Source organism: Embleya sp. L77 (genome assembly GCF_055557415.1).
The window spans coordinates 2,928,431-2,942,974 of record NZ_CM145709.1 but is presented as its reverse complement, the minus strand read 5'-3'; the positions used below and the strand labels follow the sequence as shown (position 1 = coordinate 2,942,974).

The 14,544-nt window shown below is 69.9% G+C and carries 14 protein-coding genes; 6 read left to right on the top strand and 8 right to left on the bottom strand.

Features of this window, described 5'->3' with window-relative positions; genetic code table 11:
- Nucleotides 1–13 precede the first annotated feature (13 nt).
- From ACZOOI_RS12375 to ACZOOI_RS12360, 4 genes are all read left to right on the top strand, one after another.
- Nucleotides 14–865: an ABC transporter ATP-binding protein gene (locus ACZOOI_RS12375; protein ID WP_465281172.1), complete on the top strand. Its 852-nt coding sequence runs from the start codon at nucleotides 14–16 to the stop codon at nucleotides 863–865.
- Nucleotides 866–940: 75 nt separating this feature from the next.
- Nucleotides 941–1,576: a phosphatase PAP2 family protein gene (locus tag ACZOOI_RS12370; protein ID WP_391588134.1), complete on the top strand. Its 636-nt coding sequence runs from the start codon at nucleotides 941–943 to the stop codon at nucleotides 1,574–1,576.
- A gap of 28 nt (nucleotides 1,577–1,604) precedes the next feature.
- Nucleotides 1,605–2,333, top strand: a complete 729-nt coding sequence (locus ACZOOI_RS12365; RefSeq protein ID WP_465280699.1) for a GntR family transcriptional regulator — start codon at nucleotides 1,605–1,607, stop codon at nucleotides 2,331–2,333.
- A gap of 89 nt (nucleotides 2,334–2,422) precedes the next feature.
- Nucleotides 2,423–3,295: an SCO4651 family lipoprotein gene (locus ACZOOI_RS12360; RefSeq protein ID WP_465280698.1), complete on the top strand. Its 873-nt coding sequence runs from the start codon at nucleotides 2,423–2,425 to the stop codon at nucleotides 3,293–3,295.
- A gap of 320 nt (nucleotides 3,296–3,615) precedes the next feature.
- On the opposite strand, the gene ACZOOI_RS12355 is transcribed toward ACZOOI_RS12360, so the two are convergent.
- Nucleotides 3,616–3,996: a metal-sensitive transcriptional regulator gene (locus ACZOOI_RS12355; RefSeq protein WP_465280697.1), complete on the bottom strand. Its 381-nt coding sequence runs from the start codon at nucleotides 3,994–3,996 to the stop codon at nucleotides 3,616–3,618.
- Between the two features lie 394 nt (nucleotides 3,997–4,390).
- Here ACZOOI_RS12355 and ACZOOI_RS12350 point away from each other — a divergent pair, with 394 nt between their 5' ends.
- Complete coding sequence (locus tag ACZOOI_RS12350; RefSeq protein WP_020552276.1) at nucleotides 4,391–5,011, top strand: DUF47 domain-containing protein; 621 nt, start codon at nucleotides 4,391–4,393, stop codon at nucleotides 5,009–5,011.
- Nucleotides 5,012–5,015: 4 nt separating this feature from the next.
- A complete protein-coding gene (locus ACZOOI_RS12345; protein ID WP_465280696.1) occupies nucleotides 5,016–6,011 on the top strand; it encodes an inorganic phosphate transporter in 996 nt (331 codons plus the stop codon).
- 143 nt (nucleotides 6,012–6,154) lie between these two features.
- Here ACZOOI_RS12345 and pstB read toward each other — a convergent pair whose 3' ends face one another.
- From pstB to ACZOOI_RS12310, 7 genes are all read right to left on the bottom strand, one after another.
- Nucleotides 6,155–6,931, bottom strand: coding sequence for a phosphate ABC transporter ATP-binding protein PstB (gene pstB, locus ACZOOI_RS12340; RefSeq protein WP_391588139.1), 777 nt, complete (start codon nucleotides 6,929–6,931; stop codon nucleotides 6,155–6,157).
- A gap of 65 nt (nucleotides 6,932–6,996) precedes the next feature.
- Nucleotides 6,997–8,106 carry a phosphate ABC transporter permease PstA gene (gene pstA / locus ACZOOI_RS12335; protein ID WP_391588140.1) on the bottom strand — a complete coding sequence of 370 codons (1,110 nt, stop codon included), beginning with the start codon at nucleotides 8,104–8,106 and terminating at the stop codon, nucleotides 6,997–6,999.
- A complete protein-coding gene (gene pstC, locus ACZOOI_RS12330; RefSeq protein ID WP_391588141.1) occupies nucleotides 8,103–9,098 on the bottom strand; it encodes a phosphate ABC transporter permease subunit PstC in 996 nt (331 codons plus the stop codon). The genes pstA and pstC overlap by 4 nt, the downstream gene beginning before the upstream one ends.
- Nucleotides 9,099–9,135: 37 nt before the next feature.
- Nucleotides 9,136–10,281, bottom strand: coding sequence for a phosphate ABC transporter substrate-binding protein PstS (pstS, locus tag ACZOOI_RS12325; RefSeq protein ID WP_465280695.1), 1,146 nt, complete (start codon nucleotides 10,279–10,281; stop codon nucleotides 9,136–9,138).
- Nucleotides 10,282–10,569: 288 nt separating this feature from the next.
- Nucleotides 10,570–11,376, bottom strand: coding sequence for an NUDIX hydrolase (locus ACZOOI_RS12320; protein ID WP_465280694.1), 807 nt, complete (start codon nucleotides 11,374–11,376; stop codon nucleotides 10,570–10,572).
- A complete protein-coding gene (locus ACZOOI_RS12315) occupies nucleotides 11,369–12,352 on the bottom strand; it encodes a CHAD domain-containing protein (protein WP_465280693.1) in 984 nt (327 codons plus the stop codon). Before ACZOOI_RS12315 ends, ACZOOI_RS12320 begins: the two co-directional genes overlap by 8 nt.
- Nucleotides 12,339–14,516: an RNA degradosome polyphosphate kinase gene (locus tag ACZOOI_RS12310; protein ID WP_465280692.1), complete on the bottom strand. Its 2,178-nt coding sequence runs from the start codon at nucleotides 14,514–14,516 to the stop codon at nucleotides 12,339–12,341. Before ACZOOI_RS12310 ends, ACZOOI_RS12315 begins: the two co-directional genes overlap by 14 nt.
- Between the last annotated feature and the right edge of the window lie 28 nt (nucleotides 14,517–14,544).

Sequence of the window (14,544 nt, the reverse complement as noted above, 5' to 3'; positions counted from 1 at the left end):
GCAGCCGGCAATCATGAGTTGGAGCGAGGTCACCGAGAAGCCCGAGGCCGAGGTGCCCGAACAGAGCCAACCGCACGAACCCGAGCAGGCCCCGAAGCAGCAGCAGGAGGAGGTCCCGCCGACGGTCGTGGTCGACGACGTGCACCTGATCTACCGGGTGCACGGTGCCTCCTCGGGCAAGGGCAGCGCGACCTCCGCGCTGTCCCGGCTGGCGTTGCGCAAGAAGGCCACCGGCGTCACCGAGGTGCACGCGGTGCGCGGCGTCAGCTTCGTCGCGTACAAGGGCCAGGCGATCGGCCTGATCGGGCGCAACGGCTCCGGCAAGAGCACGCTGCTCAAGTGCATCGCCGGCCTGCTGCCGCCCACCAAGGGCAAGATCTACAGCGACGGCCAGCCGTCGCTGCTGGGCGTCAACGCCGCGATGATGAACGACCTCACCGGTGAACGGAACATCATCCTGGGTTGCCTGGCGATGGGCATGACGCAGCGCGAGGCCGAGGACCACTACGACGAGATCGCCACGTTCTCCGGGCTGAACAACTACAACGGCAAGGACTTCACCAAGCTGCCGATGCGCACGTACTCGTCCGGCATGGCGGCCCGCCTGCGGTTCTCCATCGCCGCCGCGCGGACGCACGACGTGCTGATGATCGACGAGGCACTGGCCACCGGCGACCGCGAGTTCCAGCTCAAGAGCGAGGCCCGGATCCGCGAGTTGCGCAAGGAGGCCGGCACGGTCTTCCTGGTCAGCCACAGCATGAAGTCGATCCGGGACACCTGCGACCGGGTGATCTGGCTCGATCAGGGCGTGATCAAGATGGACGGGCCGATGGCGGAGGTCGTCAACGCCTACGAGGGCAAGTAGCGGCACCGCACCTCCGGCATCACCGCACCACCCGCACCACCCGCACCACAATGCACCACGCGAAGGGGTTCACCGGTGTCCTTGCAGGTCCTGGCGGAGAGTACCGACGACAACCTCGACATCGAGGTCCTGCGTGACGTCAACGGGCTCACCGAACACACCTCATGGGCACACGGGGGCATGGAGTTCATGGGCGAGTACGGCATGTTCGCCGTACTCGCCGTACTCGCCCTGCTCGCGTGGTGGCGGGCCCGGAGTCGAGCCGACCACACCGCGGCCATGGCCGGCCTCGTGTGGGCCCCGCTCGCGGCCCTGGTCGCGGAGTTGGCGAACGCGCCACTGCGCGACTTCGTGGACCGCCCGCGTCCGTTCCTGAGCCACGACGGGCTGCACGTGCTCGTCGAGGGCAAGACCGATCCGTCCTTCGCCTCCGACCACGCGCTGACCACGATGGCGCTGGCGGTGGGGATTTTGCTGGTGGACCGTCGGATCGGGATCCTGGCGGTGCTCGCGTCGGTGTTCACCGGATTCGCCCGGTTGTACGTGGGCGTGCACTACCCGACCGACGTGCTCGCCGGATTCGCGCTCGGCGCGCTGGTGGCGCTGGTCGGGTCGATGTTCATGGGTCGCGTCCTGGAACCGGTGGTGCGGCTGGTCGAACGCGGGCCGCTGCGTCCGCTGGTGACGGCCGAGCCGCGCCCGGCCGGATGACGGCGGCGCGGCCGAGGGGGCGGACACGATGGGGACGGACACCGAGGGCGGCCGGGACGCGGCCCGCCTGGGCGAACGGCTGAGCCTGCGCGAACAGGTCGCGCGCGCGGTCCGGGCCGCCCTGGTGGCGGGCCGGATGCAGCCCGGGGTGGTCTACTCGGCGCCCGCCCTGGCCACCCGATTCGGGGTGTCCGCGACGCCGGTGCGCGAGGCACTGCTCGATCTGGCCAAGGACGGTCTGGTCGAGCCGGTCCGCAACAAGGGCTTTCGGGTCCGCAGCATGTCCGCCGCCGATCTGGACGACATCCACGATCTGCGCGAACTCCTGGAGATACCGATCGTCGGGCGGCTCGCCGAGGACGGCTGCGCGCCCGCGCTGCCCGCCCTGCGGGCGCTGGTCGACGAACTCGCCGACGCGGTCGAGCGGGTGGACGCGCCGGCCTACGTGGACGCCGACGATCGTTTTCACGCCCACCTGCTCGGTCTGGCGGGCAATGCGCGGCTGGTCAGGATGGTCGCCGAACTGCGGGCCCAGGCCCGGTTGTACGGTCCGCGTCCGCTGGCCGATCCGGCCGACCGGAGTCGGATCGCCGCCGAGCACCACCGGTTGCTCGACCTGATCGAGGCCGGTGATCGGGCCGGTGCCGAGGAGTTGACCCGGCGGCACCTGGCCTGGTCGCGCCGCCCGGTCCCGGACGCGCCGCCCGCGCCCGCCGACCCGCCGTTCCCCGATGCGTCGTCCCTCGAACGGCCGTAACCCGGCGTCGCCTCGCTCGTTGTCCCGTCGAGCCGCCGCCGCGTGGCCGGCCGTCACGCGAGGATTCCGAGCATCCGGGAGAACCCCACATGTTGGTCCGCACCGCGCTCACGGGTGTCTGCTGCGCCCTCCTCCTGGCCGGGGCCACCGGCTGTCAGGGTGACGACGTGCAACCTCAGGGAGCGCAGGCCAAGGGCAGTAGCGGGGCCGCGAACGGTCCGTCCGAGGCGGTCCTGGCGGTCCGCAAGGCGGCCGATGTCACCACCGGCGCGAAGAGTTCGCGCACCCGCACCACGATGACCATGCAAAACGCCGACCGGGTGGTCAAGCTCACCGGGCAGGGCATGTTCGACTACGTCCGGCACATCGGCTCGCTCACCGTGGACGCGCCCAAGGAGTCGGGCATCGCCGGCCCGCTCCAGGAGATCCTCACCCCCGACGCGCTCTACATGAAGAACGGGTCGCCGGGCGTGCCCAAGGACAAGTGGGTGCGGCTGGCGATCGACGGGCTGGCCGACGGCAATCTGGTCAGCGGCGGTGCCACCGACCCCGGGACGTCCTTCGAGATACTGCGCGGGGTCAACGACGACGTGGTGCTCGTGGGCACCGAGAAGCTCGGCCCGGACACCGTGCGGCACTACCGGGGCACCCTGGACATCCGCAAGGCGCACGATCTGACCGCGCCGGAGGTGCGCGGCCCGCTGGCCGCCGCGCTCAAGACCTTCGACGGCGCGCCGATCCCGTTCGACGCCTACCTCGACGACGCCGGTCGGCTGCGCAAGGTCGAGGAGTCGTTCGCGTTCGTGATGGGCCCGGACCAGGGCAAGACGCCGCCGTCCGCGAAGGTGCTCTCCGCGGCGGAGTTGTACGACTTCGGCGTGGTGGTCGACGTCAAGCCGCCCGAGGCCAAGGATCTGTACGTCGCGCCGACCCCGTCCCGCACACCGGCGGGACGCGGCTGAGCCACTCGCGCGGAGTCGTTCCGGGCGGTCCCCATATGACCCAGGCGTGCCATGTCGGCACCGCGGAGCCGCCCGTACGCTGGATGGGCCGAGGCCCGTCCGGGGTGCGCACGAGGAGGTGATGTGGGTGTCACGGTTCTCCGATCGCGGTGTACACGACCATGTCGTCCTCGACGAGATCGAGCTCTACGGCGACCTGATGATCGCGGCGTCGGCGAGCGAGGGTCCGCTCACCCAGGCCCAGATCGACGCGGTGCTCGGACTCGCCGGCGGCTGGGGGACGGCGACCCACACCCGGGCCGGCCCCCGTCGCCGCGGCCTCAGGAGCGCACCAGGCGTGCGATCGCCTGGGACGCCTCCTTGACCTTTTCATCCGCTTCCGGGCCGCCCTTTTCCACCGCGTTCGCGACGCAGTGCGCCAGATGTTCCTCCAGCAGGCTGAGCGCGAACGATTGCAGTGCCTTGGTCGCCGCGGAGACCTGCGTCAGGATGTCGATGCAGTATTCGTCCTCGGAGACCATCCGCTGCAACCCGCGGATCTGCCCCTCGGCCCGGCGCAGCCGCTTGAGGTGCTCGTCCTTGCGCCCGCTGTAGCCGTGCCCGTGCCCCGATGTGCCGGGCGTCGCCGTCGTGTCCGGCGTCTGCGGATCCTGTTCCACCGTCGTCTCCCGTGTCTCTGCGGCCGTTCCCCACGTGTCCATGGCCCGATCGGGTGACCGTCCATGACCCGAATTTACCCCCGGGGGGTATATCCGGCAAGCATTCCGATCACGCGCCGGCGGTATCGGGCGCACGCGCCCGCCGCGGTCGCGGACATCGCGACCGGTTCCCGGATCTCGTCGTGTGATGTGGGCGACATGGATCGAGCGTAGGCCGCACTGTCACTCGAATGCCGCCCTGGCCCATACTCTGGCCGTGTGACGGGCGTCCTAGGCGGCGGAACGGGTGCTTCCGCATGCCCGTTCGTCGCTGTGAGCGCGCGTCTCGTTACCGCCGGGTACGGTCGCGGTTCGCGTCGACTCCCCGGTTTGCGTGCAGGACCGCCGGAGCGCCTAGCATCGACGCCGACCACTTTCATTATCCCGGAGACCTCCAGTGCGATTGCGTCTGACCCCCAGGGAGACGAGCTTCTACGACATGTTCGCCGCAGCGGCGAGCAACCTGGTCACCGCATCCAAGCTCCTGACGGAGTTGCTCGGCGCAGAGGTCTCCGCTCGTCCGGAGATCGCCGAACGGATGCGCGCGGCCGAGCATGCCGGTGACGACACCACGCATGCGATCATGCGCCAGCTCAACGCCTCCTTCATCACCCCGTTCGACCGCGAGGACATCTACGCCCTCGCCTCGCAACTGGACGATGTCATGGACTACATGGAAGAGGCCGTCGACCTGGTCGTGCTGTATCAGCTCGACGAACTCCCGCCGCAGGTCGCGGATCAGATCGAGGTGCTGGTCCGGGCCTCGGAACTGACCGCCGAGGCGATGCCCCGGCTGCGCACGATGAAGGACCTGACCGAGTACTGGATCGAGATCAACCGACTCGAGAACCAGGCCGACCAGATCCACCGCAAGCTTTTGGCCCATCTGTTCAGTGGTGCCTACGACGCGTTGACCGTGCTCAAGCTCAAGGGCATCGTCGACGTGCTCGAAGAGGCCGCCGACGGGTTCGAGCACGTGGCGAACACGGTCGAGACGATCGCCGTCAAGGAGTCCTGACCCAGTGGAACTCACTGGTCTGATCATCGTCATCGGCGTCGCGCTCTTCTTCACCTACACCAACGGCTTCCACGACTCGGCCAACGCCATCGCGACCTCGGTGTCCACCCGGGCACTGACCCCGCGAGCGGCGCTGGCCATGGCCGCGGTGATGAACCTCGCGGGCGCCTTCCTCGGCGAAGGCGTCGCCAAGACCGTCAGCGAAGGGCTGATCGCCACCCCCGAAGGCCATCAAGGTCTGGTCATCCTGTTCGCGGCGCTGGTCGGCGCGATCTTCTGGAACCTGCTGACCTGGTACTTCGGCCTGCCCTCGTCCTCGTCGCACGCGCTGTTCGGTGGCCTGGTCGGCGCCGCGCTCGCGGGCTCCAGCACCGTCTACTGGAGCGGTGTCGTCGACAAAGTCGTCATCCCGATGTTCGTGTCGCCGGTGGTCGGCCTGGTCGCCGGCTACCTGGTGATGGTCGGGATCATCTGGTTGTTCCGTAAGTCCAACCCGCACAAGGCCAAGCGCGGTTTCCGGCTGGCGCAGACCGTCTCCGCGGCCGGCATGGCGCTCGGGCACGGTATCCAGGACGCCCAGAAGACGATGGGCATCGTGGTGATGGCGCTGGTGATCAGCGGTCATCAGCAGGGCGACAGCATTCCGGTGTGGGTCAAGCTCGCGTGCGCCGTCACGCTCTCGCTGGGCACCTACGCGGGCGGGTGGCGGATCATGCGCACGCTCGGCCGCAAGATCATCGAGCTGGACCCGCCGCAGGGCTTCGCGGCCGAGACCACGGCCGCCTCGATCCTGTACACCACGGCCTACGTCTTCAAGGCGCCGATCTCCACCACGCACATCATCACCTCGGCGATCATGGGCGTGGGCGCGACCAAGCGGGTCAAGGCGGTGCGCTGGGGCGTCGCCAAGAACATCCTGATCGGCTGGTTCACCACGATGCCGGCCGCCGGCCTGGTCGCGGCCTGCGTGTACTGGATCACCCACCTGATCGTGGGCTGACCCGCCGGTCGCGCGCCGCGTACGTAATGCAGGACGTACGGGGCACTCGGCCCACCCGCGACATATCGATCGAGAGGGCCCACACCCGTCCCGGTGTGGGCCCTCTCGCATGTCCATCCGACGGTCCGTCGAAGCCTCGACCGTCAGCCGAACCGGCCGGCGATGTAGTCCGCCGTCGATTCCTCGGTGGGCGCCGAGAAGATCGTCTCGGTGTCGCCGATCTCCACCAGCCGACCGGGCTGACCCGGGCCGGCGAGGTTGAAGAACGCGGTCTTGTCCGAGACGCGCGCGGCCTGCTGCATGTTGTGGGTCACGATGACGATCGTGTACCGCTCCTTGAGCAGCGCGATCAGGTCCTCGATCGCGAGCGTGGAGATCGGGTCGAGCGCCGAGCACGGCTCGTCCATCAGCAGCACCTGCGGCTCGACGGCGATCGCCCGCGCGATGCACAGTCGCTGCTGCTGGCCGCCGGACAGGCCCGCGCCGGGCTTGTTCAGCCGGTCCTTGACCTCGGTCCACAGGTTCGCGCCGCGCAGCGAACGCTCGACGATCGCGTCCAGGTCGCCCTTGCGCTTGATCCCCGCGAGCTTGAGGCCGGCCGCGACGTTGTCGTAGATCGACATGGTCGGGAACGGGTTGGGCCGCTGGAAGACCATGCCGACCGTGCGGCGGACCGCGACCGGGTCGATGTCGCTGCCGTACAGGTCCTGCCCGTCCAGCGCGACCGATCCGTCCACCGAGGCACCCGGGATCAGCTCGTGCATACGGTTCAGGGTGCGGATGAAGGTGGACTTGCCACAGCCGGAGGGACCGATGAAGGCCGTGACCGAACGCGGCTCCATGGTCATCGAGATGTCCTCGACGGCCTTGTGCGAGCCGTAGTAGGCGTTGAGTCCGGAAACTTCGATGCGCTTGGTCATTCCTGCCTCTGGATCGGTGCGGGTGTCGGTTCCGCGGTCGGCCGACCGGGTTGTCGTGGTGGCCGTCATCGGCCCGCCTTCGGTGCCTTCCAGCGGGCGATCAGCCGCGCCGCCAGGTTCAGGATCATCACGATGACGATCAGCGTGAGCGCCGCGGCCCAGGCCCGCTCCTCGGCGAATTGGTTCCCGGCGTGGTTCTGGTCGAACACGTACAGCGGCAGCGCCGATTGCCAGCCCGAGAAGGGGTCGGTGTTGATCGACTGGGTGAGCCCGACCAGCAGCAGCAGCGGAGCGGTCTCGCCGATCACGCGGGCGATGGAGAGCATCACCCCGGTGACGATGCCGCCGAACGCGGTGGGCAGCACCACCTTGAGCACGGTGCGCCACTTGGGGATGCCCAGCGCCAGGCTGGCCTCGCGCAGCTCGTTCGGGACCAGCTTGAGCATCTCCTCGGCGGAGCGCACCACCGTCGGCAACATCAGGATCATCAGCGCGAGCGAACCGGCGAAGCCGGACGCCTCGAAGCCCAGCATCATGATCCAGAAGGCGTAGATGAACAGACCCGCGACTATCGACGGCAGACCGGTCATCACGTCCACGAAGAACGTCACCGTCTTGGCGAGCCGACCCCGCCCGTACTCGACCAGGTAGATCGCGGTGAGCAGACCGATCGGGACCGCGATCAGGGCGGCCAGGCCGACCTGCTCCAGGGTGCCGATGATCGCGTGGTAGACGCCGCCGGTGTCGTCCCGGGCGCCCACGCCGCGCATCGAGTGGGACAGGAAGTACGGCGTGAGCTTGTCCACGCCGCGCTGGATGGTGTAGCCCAGCAGCGAGATCAGCGGCAGCACGGCCAGCACGAACGTGGTGGAGATCAGGCTGGTGGCGAACCGGTCCCGGGCCCGCCGGCTGTCCTCGAAGCGCCACGAGACGGCGGAGAGGGCGACGATGAAGGCCACCCCGGCGAGGAAGACCGCAAGCGCCCAGTTGTCCAGGGTCAGTTCGAACACGATCGTCAGCAGCACGCCGCCGCCGGCGATCGCCCACGGCACCTGACGCGGCAGGGTCCGACGGGTCAGCGACGCCGCACGCGGATCCGGCAGACCCGCGCGACCGGCCTCGACCGCGTCCGTACCGATGCCCGGGCGCTTGTCGCCCGTGTCCAGGACGGTCATGAGTTCGCTCCAGAGAACGCCTTGCGCCGGTTGATGACGATTCGCGCGGCACCGTTGACGAGCAGCGTCATGATGAACAGGACCAGGCCGGAGGCGATCAACGCGCCGCGGCCGATCTCGTTGGACTCGCCGAACTGGTTCGCGATGTTGGCCGCGATCGTGTTGTTGCCCGGGTCCAGGATGTGGATCGAGACGGTGAAGCTGGGGGAGAGCACCATCGCGACCGCGATGGTCTCGCCGACCGCGCGGCCGAGGCCGAGCATCGACGCGCTGATCATGCCGGGCTTGCCGTAGGGCAGCACCGCGATCCGGATCATCTCCCAGCGGGTCGCGCCGAGCGCGAGCGCGGCCTCCTCGTGGGCGCGGGGCACCTGGAGGAAGACCTCACGGGTGACCGCCGCGATGATCGGCAGGATCATGATGGCCAGCACGATGCCGACGGTGAACAGCGTGCGTGCGGTGACGCCCGCCTGCTCCTTGTCGAACAGCGGGATCCAGCCGAGGTAGTCGGACAACCACGCGTGCAGGCCGAGCAGTTTGGGGGCCAGGAAGATGTAGCCCCACAGGCCGTAGACCACGCTGGGTACCGCGGCCAGCAGGTCGACGATGTAGCCGAGCGTCTGGGCGATCCGCCGGGGAGCGTAGTGCGTGATGAACAGCGCCACCCCCACCGCGACCGGCACCGCGATGAGCATCGCGATGGTGGCGCTGACAACCGTGCCGAACACGAGCGTGACGACACCGAACGCGGGCTTCGCCGTGTTCGGGTCCCAGCCCTGGTCGGTCAGGAAGCTGCCCTGGTTCTTCGACAGTGCGTCCGTCGCCTTGACCACGAGGAAGATCGCGATCGCGGCCATGATGGCGAGCAGGCTGATGCCGGCGCCGCGGGCGGCACCGGAGAAGATCCGGTCGCCTGGCCGAACCTTGGTGCGCTTGGCCGCGGGGGCCTTGCGCTCGGGTTCCGCCGGTGCGGTGGGAGTGGTGGTGGACATCTCTCTCCGTACGAGTCGGTCGCTCAGCGGGCTCGGACTAGGACAGACCGGCCACGGCGGCGCGGACCTTGTCCGCGACGGTCGTCGGGAGCGGCGCGTAGCCGATGCCCGCGAGGACCTTCTGGCCTTCGGCGCTGGAGGTGTAGCTGAGGAAGGACTTCAGCAGCGGGAGCTTGTCCGCGGCGGTGCCCTTCTCGCAGACGATCTCGTAGGTGACCAGGATGATCGGGTAGGCGCCCTCGGCCTTGGTCGCGTAGTCGACCGACAGCTTCAGGTCGTTGCCCTCGCCCACGACCTTGGCGGCCTCGACGGCCTTGCCCGCGGCCTCGGGGGTCAGCTTGACCGGGGCCGACGCGCCGGTGTTGATCTGCGCGATGCCCAGGCCGGAGTTCTCCGCGTAGGACTGCTCCATGTAGCTGATGCCGCCCTGCGTGGACTTCACGATCGACGCGACACCCTCGCTGCCCTTGGCACCCTGACCGCCCGGGGCCTTCCAGTCCTGGGCCGCGTCGAAGGTCCAGTCGGCGCCGGCCGCGGCCTTGAGGTACTTGGTGAAGTTCTCGGTGGTGCCCGAGGCCTCGGAGCGGTGCACGGTCTGGATCGCGGTGCCGGGCAGCTGCGCGTTCGGGTTCAGCGCCTTGATCTCGGCGGCGTCCCACTTGGTGATCTTGCCGGAGAAGATGCCGGCGATCGTCTTCGCGTCCAGGACCAGGTCCTTGACGCCGGAGACGTTGTACGCGATGGCGATCGGGCCGGTCACCATCGGCAGGTTGATCGCCTGGCCGGGGGCGCACGCCGCGCCCGCCTTGGCGACCTCTTCCGGCTTGAGCGCCGAGTCGGAGCCGGCGAAGGTGACCTGCTTGTCGAAGAACGACTGACGGCCGGTGCCCGAACCCGAGGACGCGTAGTCGATCGAGGCACCCGAGCACTTGGCCTGGTACGCCTTGATCCACTCGTCCATCGCGTTCTTCTGGGCGCTGGAGCCGGCAGCCGCGAGCTTGCCCGTCCCGCAGTCACCCTTGGGGGCCTCGGCGCCGGGGGCTGCCGCGGCCTTCGTCGACGACTTCTTGTCGTCACCCGAGCTGTTGTCGTCGGAGCCACACGCGGCCAGCGTGAGCGCGCCGGCGAGTGCCAGGCCGGTGAAGCCGATACCGCGACGGACACTGCGGGGCCGAATGGTCACGGCGCTCCCTTTCGATCGAACTCAACTCGTGGTGCGGCGTCCCGAACGGGCGCCGTCATCCATGAAGTTAGGCCGTGAGAATGAAGCCATCCGCCGCGCAAAGTGAACCGAGGGTGAACTCGAACGGTCGAGTCAGATAAGCCGACCGCTGGATGAATTGTCCGCTCATGTGCTCATTTACCACCCGTGAACTGGGGCTTTGTCGCGCCGGCCGGATCGTGTTCATCGGGTGTTCAGATGCGCGCAGTGTGACGTTCGGTAAACCGTGACAACGGCTTGACCAAGTGCTCAGCTTCCCGTCGGGTAGGGAGCGTAACGGCCCATGGCCACGACTCGACCCGCCCACGCGTGCAGGACGGCGAACTCCCCGGGCAGCAACGGCTCGGCGGCCAGCCGGGTGGCGGTCGCCCCGGGGGCGGCGCCGGGCAGGTCCGGAACGGGTGCGCACAGCAGCGTCGGCCGGCCGCCGCGCAGCGCGTCGGCCACCGAGCACGAGGTCGCCCGGACCCGCGCCCCCACGGCCTCGACATAGGGCGCCACCGTCGCGGCCGCGGCCGGCTCCGCGCAGCCGTACACCTCCACCGGTCCGAACGCGGCCAGCATCGGCACCAGCCGTCGGGCGAACGCCGGGCCCGCCCGCAGCACCAGGACCGGCACCGTCGCGGGCGGCGGCCCGGTGCGAAACGCCTCGGTCAGCGACGCGGTGTAGTCCGGCGTCCCGGGCAGCGTCGCGGCCTCCTCCGGCGGACCCCACCACATCCGGTCCACCTCGTGATTGGCGACGAACTCGCCGGCGACCGCCTCGGCGACCCAGTAGCGGTTGATCTTGAGCCGATCGCGCGAGTGCATCGGATAACTGCGCACCCCCAGCTCGCGGCCCAGGATGGCCCGATAGCCGGTCTCCTCGGCGATCTCGCGGACCGCGGCCACCACCGCGGGCTCGCCCGGCTCCAGCTTGCCCTTGGGAAAGGACCAGTCGTCGTAGCGCGGCCGATGCACCAACCCGACCTGCACCGTGTCCCCGGCCCGACGCCACAGCACCCCGCCCGCGGCGAGTACCGGGTCGGTGGGCGCGGACGCGGGCGGATCATCCATCGAGCCACGCCCGCGCCTGCACGGTGCCCGCCTTGGGCCACACCCGGGTGAACGCGTACCGCTGAGCCGTGGCGACGTGCCGCTCGTGCGCGTACAACTCGCCCAGTACGAAGGCGGTGGGCCCGCCGACCCGAGGGCCGGCCGCGAGTTCGGCGACCGCCTCGGCGGCGATGGTCGCGTCCTGGTGCACGCCGAGCACCTCGGTCACCGCCTTGAGCCGCCGGGCCAGCCGAGCGGCGGGCGGCCCGAACACGGGCACGCACATGTCGGCCGCGTAGCGGGCCCGCTTGGCCAGGATCCGCACCCGGTGCCAGGCCTCGTCGTCGGTGCCCGCGTACGGGGTGAACCCGGCGTGGTCGGCCGGATAGGGCACGCCCGCCGCCGCCAGCGGCAGCGCCTCGGCCGCGCGGTCCAGCCGGCGCAGCGTCCGGGCGACCAGAGCGGGCACGACTTCGGCGCCCGGTGCCGCGGCCCGCTCGGTGAAGGTCAGGCCCAGGGCCGGCTCCACCAGGTCCGCGGACAGCGCGGTGAACACCCCCGTGCCCAGCGCGGCCAGTGCCCGGGACCGGCCGGCGTCCAGATCGCCGCGCAGTCGGCGGGTGACCATCGCCCGGGCCCGGGCCGAGCCGGGGCGCTCCGGCAGCGCGTCCAGGTCGGCCAGCAGGCGCTCCAGCAGCACCTCGGCGTCCCGCTCGCCCGCGAGCGCGTCCGCCGCGTCGCGCAACCGGGTGCGCAGGCGTGCGGCGGGCTCCGGCTCCAGCAGCGGCGCGCACGTGGCCAGCGCGCTGCGGATCCGCCGGGCGGCCACGCGCGCGTTGTGCGCGGCCTCCTCCTCGCCCGCGCTCAGTCGGGGCAGTTCGTCGATGAACGCGCCGGCCTCCCCGACCAGATGGGCGACCAGGATGGCGCGGGCCGAGGTGTCCTCGGCCGCCGCGCGCTGCCGAGGAATGGCGGTCGCCTGCTTAGTCCGGCCCACGTCTGCGCCTCCGGGTCTCGATGAGGTGCTCCTGCACGTCACGCAGCCGGCTGCCGTCGGCAGCGGTCGCGTGCCTGGTCCAGGTGCCGTCCCGGTCCAGATGCCAGGACGCGGTCTCCGCGCTCATCCCCAGGTCCATGAAGGACGTCATCTCGTCGCGGTGTCGATCGCCGCGCAGCCGCACCGCCGCCTCGACCCTGCGGTCCAGGTTGCGGTGCATCAGGTCGGCGCTGCCGATCCACACCTCGGGTTCGCCGCCGCCGGCGAACACCCACACCCTCGAGTGTTCCAAGAATCGCCCGAGAATACTGCGCACTCGGATGGTCTCGGACAGACCGGGAACGCCCGGGCGCAGCGCGCAGATGCCCCGGATCCACAGATCGATCGGGACGCCGGCCTGCGAGGCACGGTAGAGCGCGTCGATCACCAGTTCGTCGACCAGCGAGTTCGACTTGAGCCGGACGTACGCCGGCAGTCCCTGCTCGTGGTTGGCCACCTCGCGCTCGATCCGCTCGACCAGCCCGTTGCGCAACGAGTGCGGGGCCACCAGCAACCGCCGAAACGATTGCGCGCGCGAGTAGCCGGAGAGCCGGTTGAACAGGTTCGACATGTCCTCGCCGACCTGCGGGTCGGCGGTCAGCAGGCCCAGGTCCTCGTACAGCCGGGCCGTCTTCGGGTTGTAGTTACCGGTCCCGATGTGGCAGTAGCGGCGCAGCGTGTCGCCCTCCTGGCGGACCACCAGGCACAGCTTGGAGTGCGTCTTGAGCCCCACCACGCCGTGCACGACATGGCAGCCGGCCTGCTCCAGCTTGCGCGCCCAGGTGATGTTGGCGTGCTCGTCGAAGCGGGCCTTGAGCTCGACCAGGACCAGTACCTGCTTGCCGGACTCGGCCGCGTCCACCAGCGCGTCCACGATCGGCGAGTCGCCCGAGGTGCGGTACAGGGTCTGCTTGATCGCGAGCACGTCCGGGTCGGCCGCGGCCTGCTCCAGGAAGGCCTGGACCGACGTGGCGAACGAGTCGTAGGGGTGGTGCACCAGGATGTCGCGCTTGCGCATCGCGGCGAACACGTCGGCGGCCTGCGCGGTCTCCACCTCGGCCAGGTCGCGATGGGTGCCGGCGACGAAGCGGCTGAACTTCAGCTCGGGCTTGTCCAGGTCGGCGATCGCATGCAGACCGGTCAGATCCAGCGGACCGGGCAGCGGGTAGACCTCCTTCTCGCCCACGCCCAACTCGCGCACCAACAGGTCGAGCACGTGCGGGTCGATGGTCTCCTCGACCTCCAGCCGGACCGGCGGGCCGAACCGGCGGCGCATCAGCTCCCGCTCCAGTGCCTGGAGCAGGTTCTCCGCGTCGTCCTCCTCGACCTCCAGGTCCTCGTTGCGGGTGACCCGGAAGGCGTGGTGGCCCAGCACGTCCATGCCCGGGAACAGATCGCCGAGGAATTCGGCGATCACCTCCTCCAGCGGCACGAAGCGGGCCGGCGAGGTCTCCACGAAGCGCGGCAGCAGCGGCGGCACCTTGACCCGGGCGAAGTGCTCGTTGCCCGAGCGAGGGTTGCGCACGATCACGGCCAGGTTCAGCGACAGGCCGGAGATGTAGGGGAAAGGGTGTGCCGGGTCCACCGCGAGGGGGGTGAGCACCGGGAAGACCCGCTCGCGAAAGAGCGCGTACAAAGACTGCCGCTCGCCGTCGGTGAGGTCGTCGAAGCGCAGCAGCTGGATGTCGGACTCGCCGAGCGCGGGCAGCACGTCGTGGTGGAAGCACGTGGAGTGCCGGGCCATCAGGGCCCGGCTGCGCGACCAGATGTTCTCCAGCACCTCGCGCGGCTGCAGGCCGCTGGCCGCGCGCACCGCGAGACCGGTGGCGATCCGGCGCTTGAGACCGGCCACCCGGACCATGAAGAACTCGTCCAGGTTGGACGCGAAAATGGCCAGATACCGGGCCCGCTCCAGCAGCGGTGTGCTCGGGTCCTCGGCGAGTTCGAGCACCCGCTCGTTGAACGCCAGCCAGCTGCCCTCCCGGTCCAGGAACCGGTCCAGGGGCAGCTCGCTCTCCGGCAGCGGCGGGGCCGCGGCGACCGTGTTCGTGCCGCCCGCCTTCGCCGGCGGCACGGCCACGGTCAGGTGTCGGGAGGATCGAGCGGCAGGAGTCTCGGCGTTCATCAGACCATTGTCTTTTCGCGACGGTCTA

Excerpts from the sequence above, each read along its gene's own strand:
- ACZOOI_RS12375 (WP_465281172.1), top strand. The coding sequence starts at position 14 with ATGAGTTGGAGCGAGGTCACCGAGAAGCCCGAGGCCGAGGTGCCCGAA.
- ACZOOI_RS12365 (WP_465280699.1), top strand. The coding sequence starts at position 1,605 with ATGGGGACGGACACCGAGGGCGGCCGGGACGCGGCCCGCCTGGGCGAA.
- ACZOOI_RS12360 (WP_465280698.1), top strand. The coding sequence starts at position 2,423 with ATGTTGGTCCGCACCGCGCTCACGGGTGTCTGCTGCGCCCTCCTCCTG.
- ACZOOI_RS12355 (WP_465280697.1), bottom strand. The coding sequence starts at position 3,996 with ATGGACACGTGGGGAACGGCCGCAGAGACACGGGAGACGACGGTGGAA.
- pstB (WP_391588139.1), bottom strand. The coding sequence starts at position 6,931 with ATGACCAAGCGCATCGAAGTTTCCGGACTCAACGCCTACTACGGCTCG.
- pstA (WP_391588140.1), bottom strand. The coding sequence starts at position 8,106 with ATGACCGTCCTGGACACGGGCGACAAGCGCCCGGGCATCGGTACGGAC.
- pstC (WP_391588141.1), bottom strand. The coding sequence starts at position 9,098 with ATGTCCACCACCACTCCCACCGCACCGGCGGAACCCGAGCGCAAGGCC.
- ACZOOI_RS12320 (WP_465280694.1), bottom strand. The coding sequence starts at position 11,376 with ATGGATGATCCGCCCGCGTCCGCGCCCACCGACCCGGTACTCGCCGCG.
- ACZOOI_RS12310 (WP_465280692.1), bottom strand. The coding sequence starts at position 14,516 with ATGAACGCCGAGACTCCTGCCGCTCGATCCTCCCGACACCTGACCGTG.